Source organism: Leptolyngbya sp. DQ-M1 (assembly GCF_039962505.1).
GTDB lineage: Bacteria > Cyanobacteriota > Cyanobacteriia > Leptolyngbyales > Leptolyngbyaceae > Leptolyngbya.
On sequence record NZ_JAMPLJ010000001.1, the window covers coordinates 350,484 to 369,703 of the forward strand.

Genomic DNA, 19,220 nt, shown 5'->3' on the forward strand with positions numbered 1-19,220 from the left:
CGAACCCACTATGCCATATCCCTTTGTGATTCCAAACTCGGTTCTATCTGTGATAAGTCATGTCGTTCGGGCAAGCGTTATTGTCGGGGTGATTACTCAGAGCGCCTTGGCAAAACCAGAGCTTGCACCTTCGACGACTCCGTTTAAGCCAGAAATGATTCAACAGGGAATGTGTACCCCAGAGATCGCGGGCATCACCGATACAACGATTCAACAGTCTGGTTTGACCAAGCCAAGTTTGTGGTGGATTCGCGATCAGATTGCGGCACAGAATAAGTACGGGCGGCGATTGATTGATAGTTGGTTGGCGTGTGAGGGAACGGGTGAAACCAATCGAGTCGATGTGATGGTGAATGCTCAGATTTGGAGTTTGTTAGATTTGCTTGATCGCTATGAGTTCATCAAACGGTTTGGCACCGCATCGAGTGACTACGGCTACAATTTGCGAGTGTTTGATCCGCAAGGGGAGATCTTAGGTGCTTATACGTGTAACTTTAATTCAGAGGTCGCAGCCCAAATAAAGCAGAACTCGACCGTGGATGAAGCGATCGAGTGTTCGACGTTTGATAGGTTAGCGCGAACGAATTTCTGGTCGCCGTCTAGACAGCCCTTCGGACTTTAGCCCAAAGGGTGCGATATTGCTCGATCGTGGCATCGCTAAGGGGTGCGAGGAATTCGCTGCGATCGAGCGATTCCGGGGGTGGCACTAACAGGGAGTTTTGCCGTAGTGCTGCGGGAAACTCAGCAGGATTTAAGGTCGATAAGATCGGAGATGCGGCTTGACTCAGAAGGGAGAGTTGCGGCGCGATCGTCGGTTGCCAACAAAAGCTAATCCACTGCGCGAGTAAAGATTGCACAGCTTTATCTGAGTTGGGAACGGTCGCCGGACGCACCCAAAGATCGCTAAAGAGTGCAGTACCCGAACTGGGGAAAACAGCGGCGATCGTCGGATTACGTTTCATCGCTTGCAAGATATCAGTAGACCAAGCAACCGCCATCCAGACATCATCGATTAACAGCGATTGCAGCACGGAATCAGAGCTATAGAACCGAGTTTGGCGATTGAGCGCCGCGAGTTCTGCTTCGAGCGTTGGGACTTTGGTGAGGTCGGGTGTGTTGTAGGATTGACCGAGCTTTTTCAACGTAAGACCGATCGTTTCACGGGATTGATCCAGTAGCGCAATGCGTCCGCGTAAGTCTTCACGCCAAAGATCTGCCCAGTCTTGCGGCGGTTTGAGATTGCGATCGCGAAAGATATCGGTGCGATAGACGATCGCGGTTGCACCCCAGCGATAGGGTGCGCCCCAGACTTGAGCCGAATTGCGCGTTAGATTGCCTTGATTGTCGCGCGTGACAATTTGCTTGAAGCGATCGGGGAGTTGCTGCCAAAGTTGCCAGGTGTTCGGGTCGAGCGGTTGGATTAGTTGTTGGCGAATGGCAACTGAAAGCCAATAATCGCCCATTGTGATCAGATCCGGAATTGCGTCTTGCTTCGGCAGAAACGGCAGACCGAGAGAGCGATCCGGTGCTTTACCCGTTTGTTGTTTCCAGGCTTGCAGGGCGGTAAATAGCGTTTGTAGCTGATTTTCTGGTTTGAAATCGATCGGCGTATCTTTGAACTCGGTTAGCTGTCTACGAAATTGGCTCGGCAGTTGAACCGGGATCGAGTTTTTTAGCAAGCGAATTCGGAACGCTGCCTGATTGGGACTACTACATCCGCTAAGCGTTGTGCTGAGTGCTGCGATTCCGAGTAAGAAACTGCGTCGATCCATGTTGATATCCTGTTACCTCTTTCGTTCTACCCCAAAACGGATCAAAGTGGTGACGATCGAGACAAGAGCATCTCAGCGAAACGCCTTTACATTATGCGCGCAATGGCTGATGTTTTCTGAGATTCAAAATTTAGGATGAAACTAACTAGATCCCAAAGCGATCGTGCCATTCCAAAGTGAATGAATCTTCTAGTTTTGTTGCAAAAAAATTGACGCATTTTTGCTTTAGATTCGAGTCGATCTTTTTCCTTATTTTAGATTTTGTTTACCTTTCGAGACTTACATTGAGCTAATGCTCATTCGTTTATTTCAGAAAATTTTGATTCACCATAGAACGTTAAATGATTCAGGAATAAGCCACGAAATACACTTTCGTGAACTACCATAAGACCTTAGAAAATTAGGGGTAAAGGTTAACTAATGGATACCATCCAGACCCAGATCAACGCTCTCAACAGCAAGGTAGATTCGCTGCACCAGACCATTGAACATTTAGGAGCAAATCTGGTGCAAGCCTTGACCGAAATTCAGACTGGCTCTCAGTCTGGAATTAGTCGATCGACCTTCGGAACTACGAACGGACGCTATGCCTATTCGCGATCGTTCGATACTTCGATGGAACACAAAGACGTTTTATCGGATAGCCATACAGTTGATTCGTCTGCTCACAGCGGCGAAAAAACGCTGTCTCCAGAAATCCAAATTCAACGCCTCACCGCCCAATTGACTGCTGCTTACAATCGAATTGCAGCGCTAGAAGAACAACTTTTGGCGCAGCGCGTTCACTAATTAAATAGATCGGGATGAGCGATCAAGTAACTGTTCGATCGCGCCTAATAATTCAATCTGCCCCCAGTTCTGAAAGACCGAAGCCGCGATCGCGCATCCTCCCGCTCCTACGCCTTCTTTGACGAATCCTTGTTCATAGGCTCGAAGCTGATTCCAGCGCGAGTCAGCAAAGCTCAATCGAGTTGCCATTAGGGTTGCATCACTCAACATTGTCGCAAGTCCAACTGTGTCTCCGGTCGAATCTTCTGCCACCCAGCGCGTTGTACCAATGATGATTTGATCAGAGTTCCAGACCAAAGTTTGCACACGCGCAATCGCTCGAATCAGTGCGTATACCGCCAGCATTTGTGTTCCACCTGCCAGTAAAACGCCGCTTGATCGACTTGCCGCGATCGCCATTCCCGCTACGGTAATTTGCATCGGATCGCCAACAGCAGCAACGATCGAGAACGGATCTTCAGGATGATTGGCTAATCCTTGCTGCACAAGCTCCCATTTCTGAGCGTGATTGCAGATTGCATGGCTACTATTCACTTTTCCAGCAGCATCGATTCCAAGCCCAGTCAGAACCGAGAGCGCGGTTGTTGTTCCGCCAACCACACATTCTCCCAAAATCAGATAATCTGCGTCTTGAGCGAGCTTTTCACCCCATTTCAAGCCTTGATTAAACAGGTGATGCACGATCGCCCAATCTAACGCTGCGCCTGTACTCACACATCGAGCCGGACTGCCGTGTAAATCAATTGCGCTAATTGCAGGCGATCGAGGTAATCCCGCATTAAAAACTGTTACCGGAATTTGCAGCGCTTCAGTCACGGCGCGAGAAATGTAAACCGGAGACGCACCGACATGAAGTGGCGGTAGCGGAAATCTTGGATTGGGTTGAACCCCGTTGACGAGAAATTCTGCATCGGCGATCGCGGTAAATTGTCGATCGTTGGGTGTGGCTCCTGCCGCAGAAATTTCTGGAATTAATCCGGTTTCTGTAAATCCTAAAACACAAGCAAAATGAGGCTTTTTTCCTCGGTATTGATCGAGCCAGAGACGCGCTTGTTTTTCCCTGGTGTAGATGGCGATCGCGCTACTCATTGTCAAAGATTACTTGCACCCATTGCGGCGGACGGGGAATCGGATTGTTTAAGCGATCGAACAGAAACCAAGCCACTAAATGCACCACAAACAGATACATTGTATTTGCCGCAATAATAGATAAAAATATAAACAATTGCACCAATGCAAGCGAGGGCTGAATTAATAATCCTAACAGCGAGAAAATCCAATCCAGAAAGTTTGTCACCTGAATGGTGCCATACTGCCACAAATCATCACCGAGTAATAGCGAAACCAACCACACTCGGAAAAACGCACCCAACACACCCAAGAGCGTACCGATCGGAATGGAGACAAACCATTTCACGCGTCGATACCACAATGCTCCTAGCAATACGCCCATCAACCCGTAAGGAATGACATATTGAATGCTACGAACTGGAGCCATCAACACCGAAAGCAGCAATCCCGTGATCGCACAGCCCATCCACGCCGCTCGACTTCCCCAACGCAGATAAATTAATGCGATCGGAATCGGAAAAAAGATTTGCAGAAACGGCCCCATCGGAAAATAAGTATTCACTAGCCAAACTAAGCTGGCAGCACTGGCTAAAAATGCCGTTTCAACCATGACGATCGGGCTATCTGGATCAACGCGACGACGAACGGGCGGCTGATCCGCAAAATTCGGCTCCGGATCGACATCGGGAATCCACTCTTCGTCGAGGTCGATCGAATTTGCAGATTGGTTAGAGCGATCGTCATTCGGCAATTCAGTCATTGAAGTTGATTCTGATTAGCACATCTACTCTAGTGCAAATTCTCCTCAAACGTTGCACCAAAAAGCTGTACGAGTGCGCGTAACAGTCCTCTGATTTGTTCTGGTCGGAAAAATGCAACTAGGTTTGTCGCTAAACACAAACTGCCCAAACCCAGCAAAATGAAAGTCGGCGGCATCACAACCCCGATCAAAAACCAGGTGAGCACGTGCAGTACCATGATGCCGGAAAACAGCGATGCCACTCCTGCTGCGACAAAAACTTGAGCACGCGATCGTCCTAACCCTGTCAGAGCTAAGGTCAGAGAAGTCGTCAGCAGATTCGTAGGAACAAGAAACGCGCAAATTCCCACACAATTTGTTCGCGAAAATTCAAACAGTGAATCCAGCATTGTTAACGCTCACCACGATCGACAGCTTCCTCATATGGTCGCACTGTGTTTTTGATCGGGCTGCAATTGTCAATCAAACTTCACGAAGCTCTGTAATCAGAAGCTCTGTAATCAAAGGTAATCTTGCAGAAAATTTAGGTCGAGGTCTTCTTCCCAGGGTGGCTCTGGGTGCAGGAGCGACAATTGATGATTAATTTCCTGCTCGATTTCAAGCATATCTAGACGATCGAACCATCGCGCCATACTCTCTAGATCACGATGGCGGAGCGGGGACAGGGGTGCTGCGTGATCAAACGGCTCAGCGAGATCGAGGCGACGGACAATCTTGAGATGTCGCCACGGATTAATGAGCGGTGGATCTAGGGTGAGACGATCGAGCGATCGGACTTTTGGCATTTCTTCAGGAGTCGGATTGCTAGGAGAATCATGCAGCATACGATCATCCAGCGGCGAATAAGCGATCCTTGAGGCACACTCTAGAATCAATTTCAGTTTCCCCACACCATGAATAAAAATCGGGTGACTCATATCAGAATCACCCGAATCAAGCTCTTAAGTCCAGTACAAAACCTTACCCTGCGGGAACCGCTGCGCTAGCTCCCGCTCAAAGAAGCAGCGCAACTCGCGCATCGTCTTGGCATCGTACACATACTTCATGCCCCCAAACTTATTGCGCTTGACGACCCGCGCAGACTCCTCCATGTCTAGCTTGGTATTCGGATACCAATTTAGCAAGACCTCCTTCGAGCCAGGAGTAAAGCGGTGTGAAATCAACTCAAAAGTCAAGTCACAATCAAAGTCGATCAACTCAGACATCCGATCGAGCAACTGCGTGTAATGCTCCTGCCAATTGTCGATCGGCATAATCGGTGCAATCACAATACCCAACGGATAGCCGCCCTCTAAACCGAGTCGGCGCAATGCCTGAAGCCGCTCCTCGACCGAGGAAGTACCGCCCTCTAAACGCTGACTCACTGGAGCCGCATTCACGCTAACGCGACAGCGAGTATGTCCATTGTGCGGCAAATCTAACAAGCCCTCGACATTGCTAAACTTCGACACCCAGCGTAGATAACCATCCTCGCGTGTGCCAAAGTAGCGAATACACTCGGCAAGGCTACCTGTGAGATGCTCGATGCCAAGCGGATCAGTGTAACAACTCACCTCGTAACTGGTCTCGCTGCCGGGACGCTCATATCGCCCTAAGTTATCCAAGATCTGCGGCAGATTAGCGTAAACGCGAATCACAGGCGGCCCCGATAAGCTGCCTGCAAGATAACAATACTGACAGTGGCCCGGACAGCCCTCTGCAATGTGAAACTGCCAATCCGCAGACGGGGGAATCGGGCTGAGCTTAAACTGACTCTGAGGAGCAGTGACGATCGCTAAAGTCCGCTTTGCAATGCTATATGTCTCGCGCTCATCCTCGCCTCGTAACCCACTGAGGCGATTGCGCGGTAATTCTTCGACGGGTAAACCTAACTGCTGAACCCGCTCGACGATCTGCTGTCCCCAAGGCTCATCTAATGCAGCGGGAGTGACAATCACACGATCGGGCATCCATAACTTCGAGCCACGAGCTTCACGAACTGGTGCAGTAACTACCATGCGCCTCAATCATTGCCTTACTTCTCCATTATGGCAACGATCGAGGCGGCGCAATCAGTCTAGAGGAGCGGGTTTCACGCCATTTTGATGAGGCGATTCCACACTTGTTTGAGGGCACGATTGACGGCAATTTTTTCAGCGATCGAGGTGTCTTTCTTGTCGAATAGGGGTGCAATTTCTTTGGCTTCTGTTAGCTCAACACCAAAACAGATTAATTGCTGTGTATAAGATTGTTCCTGAAGTGGATTGCGTCCTTGCGCTAACAATTCAAGATATTCGATATCGGACATTTCTAAATCCACGACGATCGACTGAGAATTCCGCACAGTGCTGTCTCTCCTAAGGTTTCAGGACAGCATAACAGGTTGCAAGATAATTGAGCGAAAAAATCATCCTCCTTACGGAAGATTTACCAGTTCTTGAGTAGAGTTTGCACTTCTGCGAGATCGAGATAGTCGTGAGTAAACGCTTTTTCGAGCAGTTCGATCGGAATGTAAGCATCGTATTTATTGAAGATTAATGTTTCATCCGGCTTGATCAGATCCGTTACGCTAGTTGCTCGATCGCTTAAGGACTGAATCTCTGTATATAAATTCTCAAGCTGGCATTTTCCCAGCCGCACGATTAGGAAATACGGCGATCGAGCTTTGATGCTTTTCAATCCCAAAGCATCTTTGGCATAAAAGCGCAGAAATCGTTCTAGCGTGCGAAACGCGATCGTTCCCATCCACGGAAAAATACAGCAAACTTCCTCATCGATTAACTGAATTGGCTTGTGTAAGAGTCCGGTTGATTTTGCCAATTCTCGCGCATCTTGTAGGCGTTGTTTTGCTCCGGGTTGCAAATAAGAATAAAGCGTTGTTTCTTGCAATACCTGTTTCATTCGCTGTAGCACTTTGGAATGAATCTCACCCGTATTACCCCGCCATGAACTTGATGTGACTGATTTTTTGCTTGGCTCAACAGCGATCGTCTTTTTCTTTGCATTCACTTCGATCACTTCCCAAGTTTTTCCAGCGAGCGAAAAACGATCGCCTTCCATGGGTGGAACGATAATACTGCCGATCGCTTTCCCGGCGTATTTGACTAAATATTCCTCGGTGTCCGGGAAGATTGCGTAAAACTTGAAATTGTTGATTAACTTTTCTGCGGCAATTCCCACAATCAAACCGCCTTCTGGAGTGCGCTCCAAGTGATCAATGTCTAACAAGTGACGCAGGAACAGTCGGAAGTCATCTTGAGAAATCGATCGGAATGGCGGTAACTTCAGAACATTTTGAGCGATCTCACTCGGTGACAATTCTCCCAACGATGCCAGCGTACTCATCGTTTGGTGATACAGCAAACTAAAGGGATAGTGCAGGATTCGAGCAGGTTCGATCCACTGTTCTTCTAGATAAAGTTGAATAATGGCGATCGATTGCAGCAACTGCCACGGAATTTGTTCAGGTAGGATCTCTTCGCCTGTTGGCTTATCTTCCGCACAGATGAACCGCATTTCTGCAGTATCCCCTCTGCGTCCCGATCGTCCCAACCGTTGCAGAAAACTCGCGACCGATGCAGGCGCTTCTAATTGCAACACCCGATCGAGATGTCCCAAATCAATCCCCATTTCAAATGTCACAGTCGCCGCCGTCACCGCCATTTTTTCGGGATCGCGCATGGCTTCTTCTGCGGTTTCTCGCAGCGCTGCCGAAATGCTACCGTGATGGACGTGATAAATATCCGGTGCGCCTTTTGCTTGGGCAATTTCTCGCAGTGCCGCGATCGCTTCTTCGGTTGCCGTTCGCCCGTTGGCAAAAATCAGACTCTTGCGCCCTTCAGTTTGCCGAAACAAATATAGATGATAAGGATTAAAAACCTTGTCGCGGGTGTCTCCTTTAGCGCGAACCACCAAGCCCGGATCATAGAAATGCTCGATCGATAGTTGGAGTTTTCTTGCGGCTCCAGAAATTTTAGGGGTAATGACAGTTTGAGAAGTGTCCGCCTGTAGCCAAGATTCTGCTAGAGAATAATCCCCTAGCGTTGCAGACAGTCCAATCCTCCGAGGTTGGTTGCTAGTAAGCTTTGCAAGCCGCGAGAGCTGACACAAAATCTGACAACCTCGATCGCTGCCAATAAAGGCATGAACTTCATCGATAATCACAAAGCGCAAGTCGCCAAAGATACGATCAATTTCTGTGCTTTTGTTAATAAGTAAACTTTCCAGAGATTCCGGTGTAATTTGCAGAATGCCGCGTGGATGAGTGAGCAACTTTTTCTTGCGACTTTGCGCCACATCCCCATGCCACGCCCAAACGGGAAGATCCGCATACTGTAACAGTTCTGTTAATCGATCGAATTGATCATTAATCAACGCTTTAATCGGGCTGATATAAATTGCGCCAACGCTACGGGAAGGCTTTTCATGCAATAACGTCAACGCAGGGAGAAACGCCGCCTCAGTTTTCCCAGATGCCGTACCTGCGGCGATTAGCAAATGATTATCCGTCTCAAATACAATGCGACAAGCTTCGGCTTGAATTGGGCGTAAACTCGCCCAGCCCTGTTGGTAAATATACTCCTGAATAAAAGGCGCTAATCGGTGATACGCACTCTGCATTCTTTTCCCTCAGCCCTTGATCGAATCCCTTGCATCGCCCTACTTTAAATCGGATTTTTGCTGTTCAAACGCTAATTTTTCCAGTAATCCACTCTGACTTGTGCCACTTAATAATCTGTCTCTTGCTTAGTTGAGCCGAGCGCGATCGCTTCGGTACGGTTTGGCTGTCGAGCGCTGACCTATTACTTTCCAAATACCTACTACTTTCCAAATACACAGACGTTCGACAAATGATCACGGTGCGTTCTCAACGTGCGAAACCCATTGACCTTTAGCAAATTTGGAGATGAACGTGAGCAAACTGAAACAGATTGCCGCTATTGGCGTAGCCGCAGTGCTTGCAGGATACACCGTTCCTACGATCGCTCAGTCGGACAAAAAGCCTGTGAAAACCGCGCCGACTGAACCCACGATGAGTACCCCCGCAACTCCGGGACTTTCTCCGATCTCCAAACCCGAAACCACTCCTCTGAGTTATCCAACCAATTCAACCCCTAGCGCTCCAGAAGCCAGTCCATCCGGTTTAACTCAAACGCCTTCACTTGCCCCGGCTTCGAGTCCAACCACTCCTGATAGTTCGACGACTTCTGATCCGGCAAAACCCACCCCAACAGACTCCACTCCACCCGGAACGGCTCCGATCGCGCCTTCATCCGATTCACCCACACAGGCGGCTCCGGACACGATCACTCCAAACCCTGGCCTCAGTCCCGCCGCTCCTTTGAACACCACTCCGGGAACGCCGACGGCTCCGCCTGATGCAACCACTCCCTCAAACCCGACTCCGGCAGCGCCGAGCGACGCAACCACACCGACAACGCCGTCGGCTCCCACAACTGCACCAGCTCCAACCACTCCGGCTGAACAGTCTTCTGCCCCCAATACTCAGGTGACTGCAAAAACGATGGTGCTTGAAGGTGAATCCATCACAGGAATCAAGGAAACAAGCTTGCCCTCGATCGGGAATGCTCCTGCCAGATTCACGCTGCCCATTCAAGTGACGGTGGCGCAAGAGGCATCCGTGACCAGCGATACGCCGATCACCGATAAGCTGTCGAAAGATTTAACAGCTTGGGGTGCAGCAGTGGGTGCTTGTTTGCAAGATAAACCCGCGTTTGTGCGCGTGGTTGAAGACCAGAAAGTTCCATTTATGATTAACGGAACAGAAGGTAAAATCCGCCTGAATGCTACTGGTAAGCCTGTCTGTGCAGGATAAATTAGCTGTTTGAATCGTCTTAAAGAATCGTCTTAAAGATGTTGTGGGTCAGGAGTTTTCCTGACCTATATTTTTATTAGGGTTGCGCGATCGTCGATCGTGAAGGCTCTGCCCCTTGAGATTCAGGGGCTGGACTCGGTGATGCGGTTGGACTTGGCGGCGCGATATTCAATTGATTGAAGTATTGGTACGTCAGCTTTGACATCTGCCGAATCAAATCACCCGCTCGATCGTCATTGTGCGGACGCTTAACCAGGGCTGCCATAAAGTAGCGCTTGCCATTCGGTAAATCGATCATGCCGACATCCCCCAGCACGGTGCCGATGTCTCCAGTTTTATGGGCGATCATTGCATCTTGTCCCAAGCCTTGCGGAATTAAGGAATTATTTCTCACTTTCCGCATAATGTTGAGCATTCGATCTTGCGATCGGGGCGATACCATTTTCCCGCGATGCAGGGCATCCAGCAGCGCCACCATATCATGCGGCGTAGTCAGGTTGGTTCCCTGCAAATCAGGGAGCAGATTTTGAATTTTGGTATGGGTCAGACCCCATGCTTGAAAGCGCTGATTCACTGCATCCTTACCGCCTAAACGATCGAGGATCATATTGGTGGCGGTATTGTCGCTGATCTCGATCATTTTGGCGGCAACTTCGATCGCGGGGATCTGAGAGCCAGCGGGTAAATCTTGCAGATCCCCGGATTCTGTGGCGACCAGTTCTTTTCGCATCGTCAGCGGTTCATCAAGCCGGACTTTACCTTCGTCTACCGCTTGGAAAAACGCAACGAGAAGCGGGAATTTGATCGTACTCGCGGCCGCGATCGGCGTAGAGCCGTTAATGTCAATTTGAGCGCGGGTATCCGCATCAACCAGCATGATCCCTGGAGTGAGTTGAGTTTGGGGTGCGATCGCGCTTTGAAGTTGGGGTTTGAGCGCGGTGATTTCCTGACCAAGTTCGAGTTGAACAACAGGCGGAGGAGGCGAGGGTGAAACTTGTTCGGGTTTTTCAGGTTGAGATGAGGCGCTGAATCGGTTGGCCGGGTCAAGGATGGATAAGCTTGTGCCTACAATCACGCCGATTCCTATACCCAGGATTAACAGTCGAGCGCCATAAAGAACGGCTAATGCCGATCGGCTTTTGGGAACTTGGACGATCGGTTTTCGGGGCGGCTGTGGGCGACGCGGTTCTGGAGGCGGCACTACTTCCAGCCGACGGCGTTCGGCTCTAGCGGGTGGGCGTTCTGGGGGGGTGCGAAACGATCGCACCGTTGTTGAAAATTCGCGGGATTGAGCAATCGGGCGTTCTGGGGCGGTTTTACGCAGCGACTTCGTTTCCTGTCGGGTTCGCTCCCGACGACGATCGCCACTCCGACGCGAGGACAGCGAAGTCGGAGGTTGCGGAGGGCGTAATGCCTCTGCGGGGCGGCGACGTGAACGAGAGGCTGATCGTTCGCTGCGGTTAGGATTTGATGCGGCTGGCTCGTCAGTTTCATCCCACATTTACGCTTTTCTCCGTTGGTCAAACAAGGTTAGATTTCAGCGACATTTTACCGAGATTCGGGCAAACGATCGGTTTGAAGTTGAGGACGCTTGATTTACTCTATGTTTTAGGGATTTTACATTGACTTCGGAAAAGTGATCCGTCCGGATCGATCAATCTTTAGCCTTCTGATCGCGGCTTGCCCATTCGACCTGTCGCAGAACGCCCCGCAGCAGAGCAAGTTCAGCGTCTGATAAATTGGCGCGATCGAACACATAGCGAAATTTTTCCATCCGGCTGGCTGCTGTGTGCGGTTGCAGATATCCAATCTCAAGCAGCACGGATTCGAGATGTTGATAAGCGCGCTCGAGCGCGTCGAGCGAACAGGGAATCGTTTGGGGTTGGGGGGGTAGCGGTGCTTGGAACAGTTCGTAACAGCAGATTGCGACGGCTTGAGCGAGATTGAGCGATCGGTACTGATCGCTCGTCGGGATATAAACAAATCGCTGCGCGTATTTCAATTCGTCGTTACTCAGTCCCCGATCTTCTGAGCCAAATAACAAAGCCGTATTCAGCCCAGGTTCTAATAACCAAGGTAGTGCCTCGCGGGGATGCTCTAGCGGTGCATTAATGCGCGATCGAACGGCGGTGGCGATCGCGCGATGACAGCCGACTAAGGCTGCTGGAATCGAATCCACAATCTGTGCCGCTTCTAAAACGTCGATCGCCCGCATTGCCATTTTTCGCGCATCATCGGATTGCAGATCGCACTGGGGATTCACCAGCACTAACTGACTCAACCCCATATTTTTCATCACCCGAGCGATCGACCCGACATTCAGCGCTCCCGCAGGCTCGACGAGAACAATTCGGACTTGAGCAGGCATCTCTGACATAGACTTCTAAAATAAACTATCTTACGTCTCGAATCTGTTATGCCGCGCCATCGTGCCAAATCTGATTTACCGACCAAAGTGTGTCCTGTTTGTGGCTTACCGTTCACCTGGCGCAAGAAATGGGCGGACTGCTGGGACGATGTGAAATATTGCTCCGATCGCTGCCGCAAGCGCAAGTCGCAAGCTAAACCTGAATCCCTGTGATTGCGATGTGATTGAGACATGATAAGCTTTTGTGCTATCTGTCTTGTGCGAGGTCTCTTTCATGTCTGTCGATCGCGTTCAGCCCAAACTGATCATTCACGGGGGAGCCGGGAGTTCGCTCAAGGGAAAAGGCGGCGCAGAAGCGGTTCGGCGATCGCTCTACAAGGTTGTGGAAGAAGTCTACGCACTCCTCCTGGCAGGGGCAACGGCAACCGAAGCGGTTGTCACCGGATGCCAACTACTCGAAGACGATCCGCGATTTAATGCAGGAACCGGATCAGTGCTGCAATCCGATGGACAAATCCGCATGAGTGCGGCGTTGATGGATGGAGCGCGGCAGCGATTCAGCGGCGTGATTAATACGTCGCGAGTCAAAAACCCGATCGAGCTTGCCTTATTTCTACAAACTTCAGACGATCGCGTGCTGTCTGATATTGGCTCTGCGGAACTCTTGCGAGAACTGCAACTGCCGCTTTACGATCCGATGACCGAGCTGCGCTTACAGGAATGGATTCAAGAGCGCGAGGGCAACTTTAATCGAGCAATGGCAGGCGTGGTCGCGGAAAAAGAACTGATTTCCGAATCAGCGGGACGAGGCACGATCGGGGTTGTCGCGCTGGATCATCAAGGGCGGATTGCCGTTGGGACATCAACTGGAGGTAAAGGCTTTGAGCGAATCGGACGGGTGAGTGATTCTGCGATGCCTGCGGGAAATTACGCAAACGCAGATGCTGCGATTAGCTGTACTGGGATCGGAGAAGACATTATCGATGAATGTTTAGCCGCTCGGATTGTGATTCGGGTTACAGATGGGCAGTCGCTAGCAAATTCGCTAGAGAAGTCCTTTGGTGAAGCCTATCGAAATCGCCGCGACTTAGGCGCGATCGGTCTTTCCGCAGATGGTTCGATCGGTTGGGGAAAAACTAGCGAAGTGCTGTTAGCGGCGTATCATACCGGCGATCGTATCGGTGACACTTTAGATCTACCGACTGATCTGCAAACTGGAACGGTGTAATTTCGCAGAACACTGAGTCAAAAATCACTAAACTTGTGCAGATCTACGGATGCGTTGAGGAAAATGCGTAAGTATGCTCTTACGTAGTTTGGCAGTCTACCCAGTAGGGTCGCTTTTTTGGTCTTGCAGTTCCCCCTAGAGGCAAGACAGACACATCACAGTTGCAAGCTCTCAAGCCCCTGAGAGTCTTGCTCAGGCTTTTCAAAATCTATTGAACGAATTGCAGCAAAAATTAATGCACGATCGCGCCCATTGATCGGTAGCATCAAGATTGCTCTAAATTTTACGGTTTGTGATGAATCCTGCGCTGAGTCAACTTGGAACCGAAATGTCTCGCCTGTCTGGTGTACGGGCGATTATGAAAGACATTATTGAGACGCTTCGCGCAGGAGCCGGACAGAGCTTTATCAATCTCAGTGCAGGAAATCCGGTGATTTTGCCGGAAGTTGAGCAGCTTTGGCGCGACTGTACCGCAGAATTACTGGCTAGTCCTGAATATGGCGAGGTCGTCTGCCGCTATGGAGCAAGCCAGGGATATCAGCCTTTAATCGATGCGATCGTTCAAGACTTTAATCAGCGCTACGGGTTGAATTTGAGCAATCGTAACGTCCTGATTACGCCCGGAAGTCAAAGCCTCTATTTCTACGCAGCGAATGCGTTCGGCGGATATACCGCAAGCGGAGAACTCCGAAAAATCGTACTGCCGTTGAGTCCTGATTACACTGGATATGGCGGCGTTACACTCACTCCAGAAGCGCTAATCGCGTACAAGCCGGAATTAGAAATTGATCAGGGAAATCATCGATTTAAGTATCGTCCGAACTTCAATCAGCTACAAATTGATGAACAGACTGGATGTGTAATCTTCTCACGCCCCTGCAATCCAACTGGAAACGTTTTAAGCAACGACGAAGTGAATAAGATCACTTCACTTGCAGCAATTCATGATGTCCCAGTTCTGATTGATTCTGCCTACGCACCACCCTTTCCGGCGCTGAACTTTACAGAAATGACACCCTTGTTCGGCGGCAATGTGGTTCACTGCATGAGCTTATCGAAAGCAGGACTTCCCGGAGAGCGCATTGGCATCGCGATCGGAGAACCCGCCATTATTCAAGCGCTCGAATGTTTCCAAACCAACCTCTGCATTCACTCGCCGCGATATGGACAAGCGATCGCAGCCCGCGCCATTCAATCCGGTCAACTCGCAGACATTGCCGTGAATGTGATTCGTCCGTTTTATCAACGCAAAATTGCCATCGTCGAAGCAACGCTCGATCGCACCCTGCCGCGATCGCTGCCGTGGTTTCTGCATCGAGGTGAGGGAGCAATCTTTGCATGGCTTTGGCTGGATGAATTGCCCATAACCGATTGGGAATTTTACCAAGAACTCAAAAAAGTCGGCGTGATCGTCGTTCCCGGCAGTACATTCTTCCCAGGTTTACGAGAAGAGTGGCAGCACAAGCAGCAATGTCTCAGAATTAGCCTTACCGGAACAGATGCCGAATTACAAACGGCAATGGAGCGACTTGCACAAGTCGCACAGCAAGTTTATGGATCATAGAACGCATGGGTTACTTAGAAATCGGTAAAATTGTCGCGGCTCAAGGACTCAAAGGTGAATTGCGCGTTTATCCCAATACGGACTTTCCGGAGCGCTTCGAGGAACCCGGACGGCGCTGGCTTTTGCGCCCTAACCAGACCGAACCCGAGCCGATCGAACTTGTCTCTGGGCGTTACCTGGATGGCAAAGGGCTCTACGTGATTCAACTGAAAGGAATTCACGATCGCAACGCGGCTGAAGCGCTGCGAGATTGCAAACTGCTCGTTCCAGATACCGATCGACTCGAACTCGAAGAGGGTGAATTTCACGTTGCGGATCTGATCGGCTTATCCGTTTATGAGCAAGCGACTCAAGAATTGATTGGAACAGTGAGCGATGTAATTCCAGCAGGACATGACTTACTGCAAGTCACTAAGACAATAGAAGACGGAAAAAATCGGCAAATTTTGATTCCCTTTGTCGAAGCGATCGTCCCGATTGTTGACCTCGATCGACATCGCATCGAAATCACACCTCCGCCCGGATTACTTGATTTATAAGCAGTCTCTAAAACCACAGAGCAGGTGAACTCCTACGATCGGTGGACTAAAACCCCTAACCGCCTACCGTATGATGGATATAATCTCGCCTTTGCCTGACATTTATTTATTCCGGCTCTTCATGACTTCGCAACCTTTTCGATCCCTCAGCGAACACCAGCGACTACCGCAACCCAAAACGGACACCCAATACTATAAGCAGTATTTAGAAACGGTCTGTAATAATGCAACTCTGGCGCTGTTTGTCATGGATGAGCGTCAACAGTGTGTTTATATGAATCCGGCGGCTGAGAAGTTAACGGGGTATGCGCTCTCAGAACTTCAAGGACGGGCGCTACACGATGTGATTCACCACACCCGCCCAGATGGTCGTCCTTATCCGCTCTGCGAATGCCCGATCGATCAGGTGTTTCCCCAAAACAATCAAGAGCAAGGCGAAGAAGTGTTCGTGCATCGAGACGGACACTTTTATCCGGTCGCCTACACCGCTAGCCCAATTCGAGAAGCAGGGCAAACGATCGGCACAGTGATCGAAGTACGCGATATCACTCAGGAAAAACTCAGCGAAAAAGCTCAGCAAGAAGCCAACGAGCGGGAACGGCTTTTACGCCAAGAAGCCGAAGCCGCAAAAGCGCAAACCGAAGCGGTTTTACAAAGTATTACCGATGCGTTTGCCGTTTTCGATCACGATTGGCGCTATACCTATGTCAATTCAGCAGCAACCGAGTTGTTGCAGCGATCCGAAGCGCAACTCATCGGGAATCGGCTTTGGGACGTGTTCCCGGATTTGCTTGGAAGCTCGATCGAGATTGAGTATCACCGAGCCATCCAAGAACAGCGCACGATCGAGTTTGAGTTTTTTTATCCATCCCGAAATCGCTGGTATCTGAATCGGGTTTATCCCTCCGCCACGGGAGCTTCGATCTTTGTCACCGATATCACCGATCGCAAGCAAACCGAACAAGCTCTCCGTGACAGTGAGACGCGATTCCGCAGCATCTTTGAGTGCAATATGATTCCGATCGCGATTTGGGAAGAAGAGCGCCTCAGCGATGCGAATGATGCCTTCCTCAATCTAGTGGGATATACGCGCTCAGAACTGGAATCCGGGCAACTCAGTTGGAGAAACTTAACGCCTCCAGAGTGGGCAGAGCGGGACAGTCGCGCCTTTACAGAAAGCGTCACTCAAGGATATTGCACCCCTTTCGAGAAGGAATATCTTCACAAAGACGGGCGGCGCATCCCAATTTTGCTCGGTGGCGGCGCGTTTAGTATTGGCTTACCTAGTGGGATTTGCTTTGCGATCGATCTGAGCCAACTCAAACAAACCGAAGCCAATCTAAGAGAAGCTGACGTGCTTTTGTCTTCCGCGTTAGCGGCGGGATCGATTTACACGTGGCGCTGGCGAATTCAAGAAGATCTCACTTTCACAAATGCAGCACTTGCCAATTTATTTGGAGTTGACCCGGAAGCCGCTGCGCGAGGACTGCCGATCAAGTTTTTCCTGGAGGGAGTGCATCCGGACGATCGTGAACCCGTAAGCGCAGCGATTCAAACCGCGATCGCAACGGGTGAGGATTATTTTGCAGAATACCGAGTGCGATCGGCAAGCGGAGAGGAACGCTGGGTCGCAGCGCGGGGACGAGTGGAATACGATGCAGACGGCACTCCCATCTCTTTTCTAGGCGCACTCTCCGATATTACCGAGCGCAAACAGACCGAAGCGGCACTGCGAGAAGCCGAAGAACGCTTACGACTGGCGATCGAATGTGCAAATTTGGGCACTTGGGATTTTAATCTTGTCACCCAACAACTCACTTGGGATAACGGCTGTAAGGCAACGTTTGGATTGCCGAACGACGCAGAAGTCAGCTATGAACGCTTTGAAACTTTGCTGCATCCCGACGATCGCGATCGGAGTAATCAAGCAGTCGAGGCCGCAATCGCACCGCACAGCGCCGGAGATCTCAAGCTTGAATATCGCGTCATTCGATTCTCAGATGGCATTCAGCGCTGGATTTCAGCGATTGGAAAAGCACTCTTTGATCCGTCTGGACGTGCGATTCGATTGATCGGGACAGTCATTGATATTACGGAAGCGAAACAGCGTGAAGCGGAACGGCAGAAGTTACTCGATCGCGAGAAACTTCTACGCGAACAAGCCGAACAAGCCAATCGCATCAAGGATGAATTCCTCGCGGTGCTGTCGCATGAGTTGAGAACGCCGCTGAATCCAATTTTAGGCTGGGTGAGGATGCTAAAAGCAGGAAAATGCCCACCTGCAAAAGTGCCGCAGGCCTTAGACACGATCGAGCGCAATGCCCATCTGCAAACTCAACTGATCGAGGATCTCCTGGATGTCTCTCGCGTTCTCCAGGGCAAAATTATGTCAAATAATGACTGGGTCAATCTTGCAGAGGCGATCGCAGCGGCATCAGAAACCGTTCAGCTAGCGGCAGAATCAAAAGCGATCGACCTCGTGTTCAATCTTGGTGCAACGGTTGGCAGGGTACGAGGCGACGCAAATCGATTGCAGCAGGTGATTTGGAACTTACTCTCGAATGCAGTGAAATTCACACCGAGCGGGGGGCGAATTGAGGTAATACTCTGCCAGATTGGCAGCGAGGCGGAAATTCAAGTGCGCGACACTGGAAAAGGAATTCAAGCGGAGGTCTTGCCGCACATTTTCGAGCGATTTTGGCAGGCGGATTCTTCCACGACGCGGCAGTTTGGCGGATTAGGATTAGGACTCGCGATCGCTCGTCACTTGGTTGAGCTACACGGGGGAACCATCTCTGCTGAGAGCTTAGGCGAAGATCAAGGCGCGATCTTTACCGTGAGGTTGCCGATCGCCCACACTTTAGAGCAACCTAGCTCAGCCTTAGAGCCGGTAGAATCACAGGGAGATCTGGCTGGACTCAAAATTCTTGCCGTAGACGACGAAGCGGATAACCTTGATTTTCTGGTGTTCTTATTGGAAACAGCAGGCGCGATCGTTCGGGGAGTTCAATCTGCGTCATCAGCCCTTGAAATCCTGTCTGAATTTGCCCCGGATATCTTGGTCAGCGATATCGCAATGCCCGACCTCGATGGCTATGAACTGATACAGCAGGTTCGGCAAAAGAGCGAAATTCCTGCGATCGCACTCACGGCTTATGCCGGAGAAACGAATCAGCGGCAAATTCTGAAAGCGGGATTTCAGCGGCACTTGGCGAAGCCTGTGGATGTGGATGAGTTAGTGAACGCGATCGTCTCGCTGCTGAAGCGGTAATTGGGGGCGCGATCGCCCCGATCCACTCTATTCCCGATCCACT

General features: G+C 50.3%; 18 protein-coding genes. 8 read left to right on the top strand and 10 right to left on the bottom strand.

The genetic code is table 11. From position 1 onward, the window contains the following. Positions 1-10 precede the first annotated feature (10 nt). Complete coding sequence (locus NC981_RS01670) at positions 11-622, top strand: hypothetical protein (protein WP_348241271.1); 612 nt, start codon at positions 11-13, stop codon at positions 620-622. Here the strand turns inward: NC981_RS01670 and NC981_RS01675 are convergent. Next, the gene (locus NC981_RS01675; RefSeq protein WP_348241272.1) at positions 600-1,772 is read right to left on the bottom strand and encodes an extracellular solute-binding protein; all 1,173 of its coding nucleotides are present in this window, start codon (positions 1,770-1,772) and stop codon (positions 600-602) included. The two genes, NC981_RS01670 and NC981_RS01675, sit on opposite strands and share 23 nt — an antisense overlap. Positions 1,773-2,192: 420 nt before the next feature. Here NC981_RS01675 and NC981_RS01680 point away from each other — a divergent pair, with 420 nt between their 5' ends. Further along, positions 2,193-2,561, top strand: a complete 369-nt coding sequence (locus tag NC981_RS01680) for a hypothetical protein (protein WP_348241273.1) — start codon at positions 2,193-2,195, stop codon at positions 2,559-2,561. On the opposite strand, the gene cobT is transcribed toward NC981_RS01680, so the two are convergent. The 7 genes from cobT to NC981_RS01715 all read right to left on the bottom strand — a co-directional run bounded on the left by cobT (position 2,562) and on the right by NC981_RS01715 (position 8,991). Next, positions 2,562-3,650 (bottom strand): nicotinate mononucleotide-dependent phosphoribosyltransferase CobT, encoded by a 1,089-nt coding sequence (cobT, locus tag NC981_RS01685; protein ID WP_348241274.1) that lies wholly within the window; start codon positions 3,648-3,650, stop codon positions 2,562-2,564. Continuing rightward, a complete protein-coding gene (locus NC981_RS01690; RefSeq protein WP_348241275.1) occupies positions 3,643-4,392 on the bottom strand; it encodes a DUF2232 domain-containing protein in 750 nt (249 codons plus the stop codon). Before NC981_RS01690 ends, cobT begins: the two co-directional genes overlap by 8 nt. A 29-nt stretch (positions 4,393-4,421) precedes the next feature. Next, entirely contained in the window at positions 4,422-4,781 is a 360-nt protein-coding gene (locus NC981_RS01695; RefSeq protein WP_348241276.1) for a hypothetical protein, read from the bottom strand. A 111-nt stretch (positions 4,782-4,892) separates the two neighbouring features. After that, the gene (locus tag NC981_RS01700) at positions 4,893-5,309 is read right to left on the bottom strand and encodes a hypothetical protein (RefSeq protein ID WP_348241277.1); all 417 of its coding nucleotides are present in this window, start codon (positions 5,307-5,309) and stop codon (positions 4,893-4,895) included. 24 nt (positions 5,310-5,333) lie between these two features. Then, complete coding sequence (locus NC981_RS01705; protein ID WP_190378130.1) at positions 5,334-6,389, bottom strand: spore photoproduct lyase family protein; 1,056 nt, start codon at positions 6,387-6,389, stop codon at positions 5,334-5,336. Between the two features lie 74 nt (positions 6,390-6,463). Continuing rightward, entirely contained in the window at positions 6,464-6,715 is a 252-nt protein-coding gene (locus NC981_RS01710; protein ID WP_348241278.1) for a hypothetical protein, read from the bottom strand. Positions 6,716-6,798: 83 nt separating this feature from the next. After that, positions 6,799-8,991, bottom strand: a complete 2,193-nt coding sequence (locus tag NC981_RS01715) for a DEAD/DEAH box helicase (protein WP_348241279.1) — start codon at positions 8,989-8,991, stop codon at positions 6,799-6,801. 292 nt (positions 8,992-9,283) lie between these two features. Between NC981_RS01715 and NC981_RS01720 the strand changes: the two genes are divergently transcribed. Beyond that, a complete protein-coding gene (locus NC981_RS01720; RefSeq protein ID WP_348241280.1) occupies positions 9,284-10,207 on the top strand; it encodes a hypothetical protein in 924 nt (307 codons plus the stop codon). A gap of 76 nt (positions 10,208-10,283) precedes the next feature. On the opposite strand, the gene NC981_RS01725 is transcribed toward NC981_RS01720, so the two are convergent. Continuing rightward, on the bottom strand, positions 10,284-11,708 hold the full coding sequence (locus NC981_RS01725; protein WP_348241281.1) for a serine hydrolase: 1,425 nt from the start codon (positions 11,706-11,708) through the stop codon (positions 10,284-10,286). A gap of 153 nt (positions 11,709-11,861) precedes the next feature. Further along, positions 11,862-12,584 (bottom strand): RNA methyltransferase, encoded by a 723-nt coding sequence (locus NC981_RS01730; protein WP_348241282.1) that lies wholly within the window; start codon positions 12,582-12,584, stop codon positions 11,862-11,864. A 39-nt stretch (positions 12,585-12,623) separates the two neighbouring features. Here NC981_RS01730 and NC981_RS01735 point away from each other — a divergent pair, with 39 nt between their 5' ends. The 5 genes from NC981_RS01735 (at position 12,624) to NC981_RS01755 (ending at position 19,177) form a co-directional block, all read left to right on the top strand. Next, the gene (locus NC981_RS01735) at positions 12,624-12,788 is read left to right on the top strand and encodes a DUF2256 domain-containing protein (RefSeq protein WP_348241283.1); all 165 of its coding nucleotides are present in this window, start codon (positions 12,624-12,626) and stop codon (positions 12,786-12,788) included. 61 nt (positions 12,789-12,849) lie between these two features. Further along, positions 12,850-13,803: an isoaspartyl peptidase/L-asparaginase gene (locus NC981_RS01740; RefSeq protein ID WP_348241284.1), complete on the top strand. Its 954-nt coding sequence runs from the start codon at positions 12,850-12,852 to the stop codon at positions 13,801-13,803. A 295-nt stretch (positions 13,804-14,098) separates the two neighbouring features. Next, positions 14,099-15,367 carry a valine--pyruvate transaminase gene (locus NC981_RS01745; RefSeq protein WP_348241285.1) on the top strand — a complete coding sequence of 423 codons (1,269 nt, stop codon included), beginning with the start codon at positions 14,099-14,101 and terminating at the stop codon, positions 15,365-15,367. A gap of 5 nt (positions 15,368-15,372) precedes the next feature. Then, positions 15,373-15,906 carry a ribosome maturation factor RimM gene (gene rimM, locus NC981_RS01750; protein WP_348241286.1) on the top strand — a complete coding sequence of 178 codons (534 nt, stop codon included), beginning with the start codon at positions 15,373-15,375 and terminating at the stop codon, positions 15,904-15,906. 121 nt (positions 15,907-16,027) lie between these two features. Then, on the top strand, positions 16,028-19,177 hold the full coding sequence (locus tag NC981_RS01755; protein ID WP_348241287.1) for a PAS domain S-box protein: 3,150 nt from the start codon (positions 16,028-16,030) through the stop codon (positions 19,175-19,177). Positions 19,178-19,220: the final 43 nt, after the last annotated feature.

Excerpts from the sequence above, each read along its gene's own strand:
- NC981_RS01670 (WP_348241271.1), top strand. The coding sequence starts at position 11 with ATGCCATATCCCTTTGTGATTCCAAACTCGGTTCTATCTGTGATAAGT.
- NC981_RS01675 (WP_348241272.1), bottom strand. The coding sequence starts at position 1,772 with ATGGATCGACGCAGTTTCTTACTCGGAATCGCAGCACTCAGCACAACG.
- NC981_RS01680 (WP_348241273.1), top strand. The coding sequence starts at position 2,193 with ATGGATACCATCCAGACCCAGATCAACGCTCTCAACAGCAAGGTAGAT.
- cobT (WP_348241274.1), bottom strand. The coding sequence starts at position 3,650 with ATGAGTAGCGCGATCGCCATCTACACCAGGGAAAAACAAGCGCGTCTC.
- NC981_RS01690 (WP_348241275.1), bottom strand. The coding sequence starts at position 4,392 with ATGACTGAATTGCCGAATGACGATCGCTCTAACCAATCTGCAAATTCG.
- NC981_RS01695 (WP_348241276.1), bottom strand. The coding sequence starts at position 4,781 with ATGCTGGATTCACTGTTTGAATTTTCGCGAACAAATTGTGTGGGAATT.
- NC981_RS01700 (WP_348241277.1), bottom strand. The coding sequence starts at position 5,309 with ATGAGTCACCCGATTTTTATTCATGGTGTGGGGAAACTGAAATTGATT.
- NC981_RS01705 (WP_190378130.1), bottom strand. The coding sequence starts at position 6,389 with ATGGTAGTTACTGCACCAGTTCGTGAAGCTCGTGGCTCGAAGTTATGG.
- NC981_RS01715 (WP_348241279.1), bottom strand. The coding sequence starts at position 8,991 with ATGCAGAGTGCGTATCACCGATTAGCGCCTTTTATTCAGGAGTATATT.
- NC981_RS01725 (WP_348241281.1), bottom strand. The coding sequence starts at position 11,708 with ATGTGGGATGAAACTGACGAGCCAGCCGCATCAAATCCTAACCGCAGC.
- NC981_RS01730 (WP_348241282.1), bottom strand. The coding sequence starts at position 12,584 with ATGTCAGAGATGCCTGCTCAAGTCCGAATTGTTCTCGTCGAGCCTGCG.
- NC981_RS01735 (WP_348241283.1), top strand. The coding sequence starts at position 12,624 with ATGCCGCGCCATCGTGCCAAATCTGATTTACCGACCAAAGTGTGTCCT.
- NC981_RS01740 (WP_348241284.1), top strand. The coding sequence starts at position 12,850 with ATGTCTGTCGATCGCGTTCAGCCCAAACTGATCATTCACGGGGGAGCC.
- NC981_RS01745 (WP_348241285.1), top strand. The coding sequence starts at position 14,099 with ATGAATCCTGCGCTGAGTCAACTTGGAACCGAAATGTCTCGCCTGTCT.
- rimM (WP_348241286.1), top strand. The coding sequence starts at position 15,373 with ATGGGTTACTTAGAAATCGGTAAAATTGTCGCGGCTCAAGGACTCAAA.
- NC981_RS01755 (WP_348241287.1), top strand. The coding sequence starts at position 16,028 with ATGACTTCGCAACCTTTTCGATCCCTCAGCGAACACCAGCGACTACCG.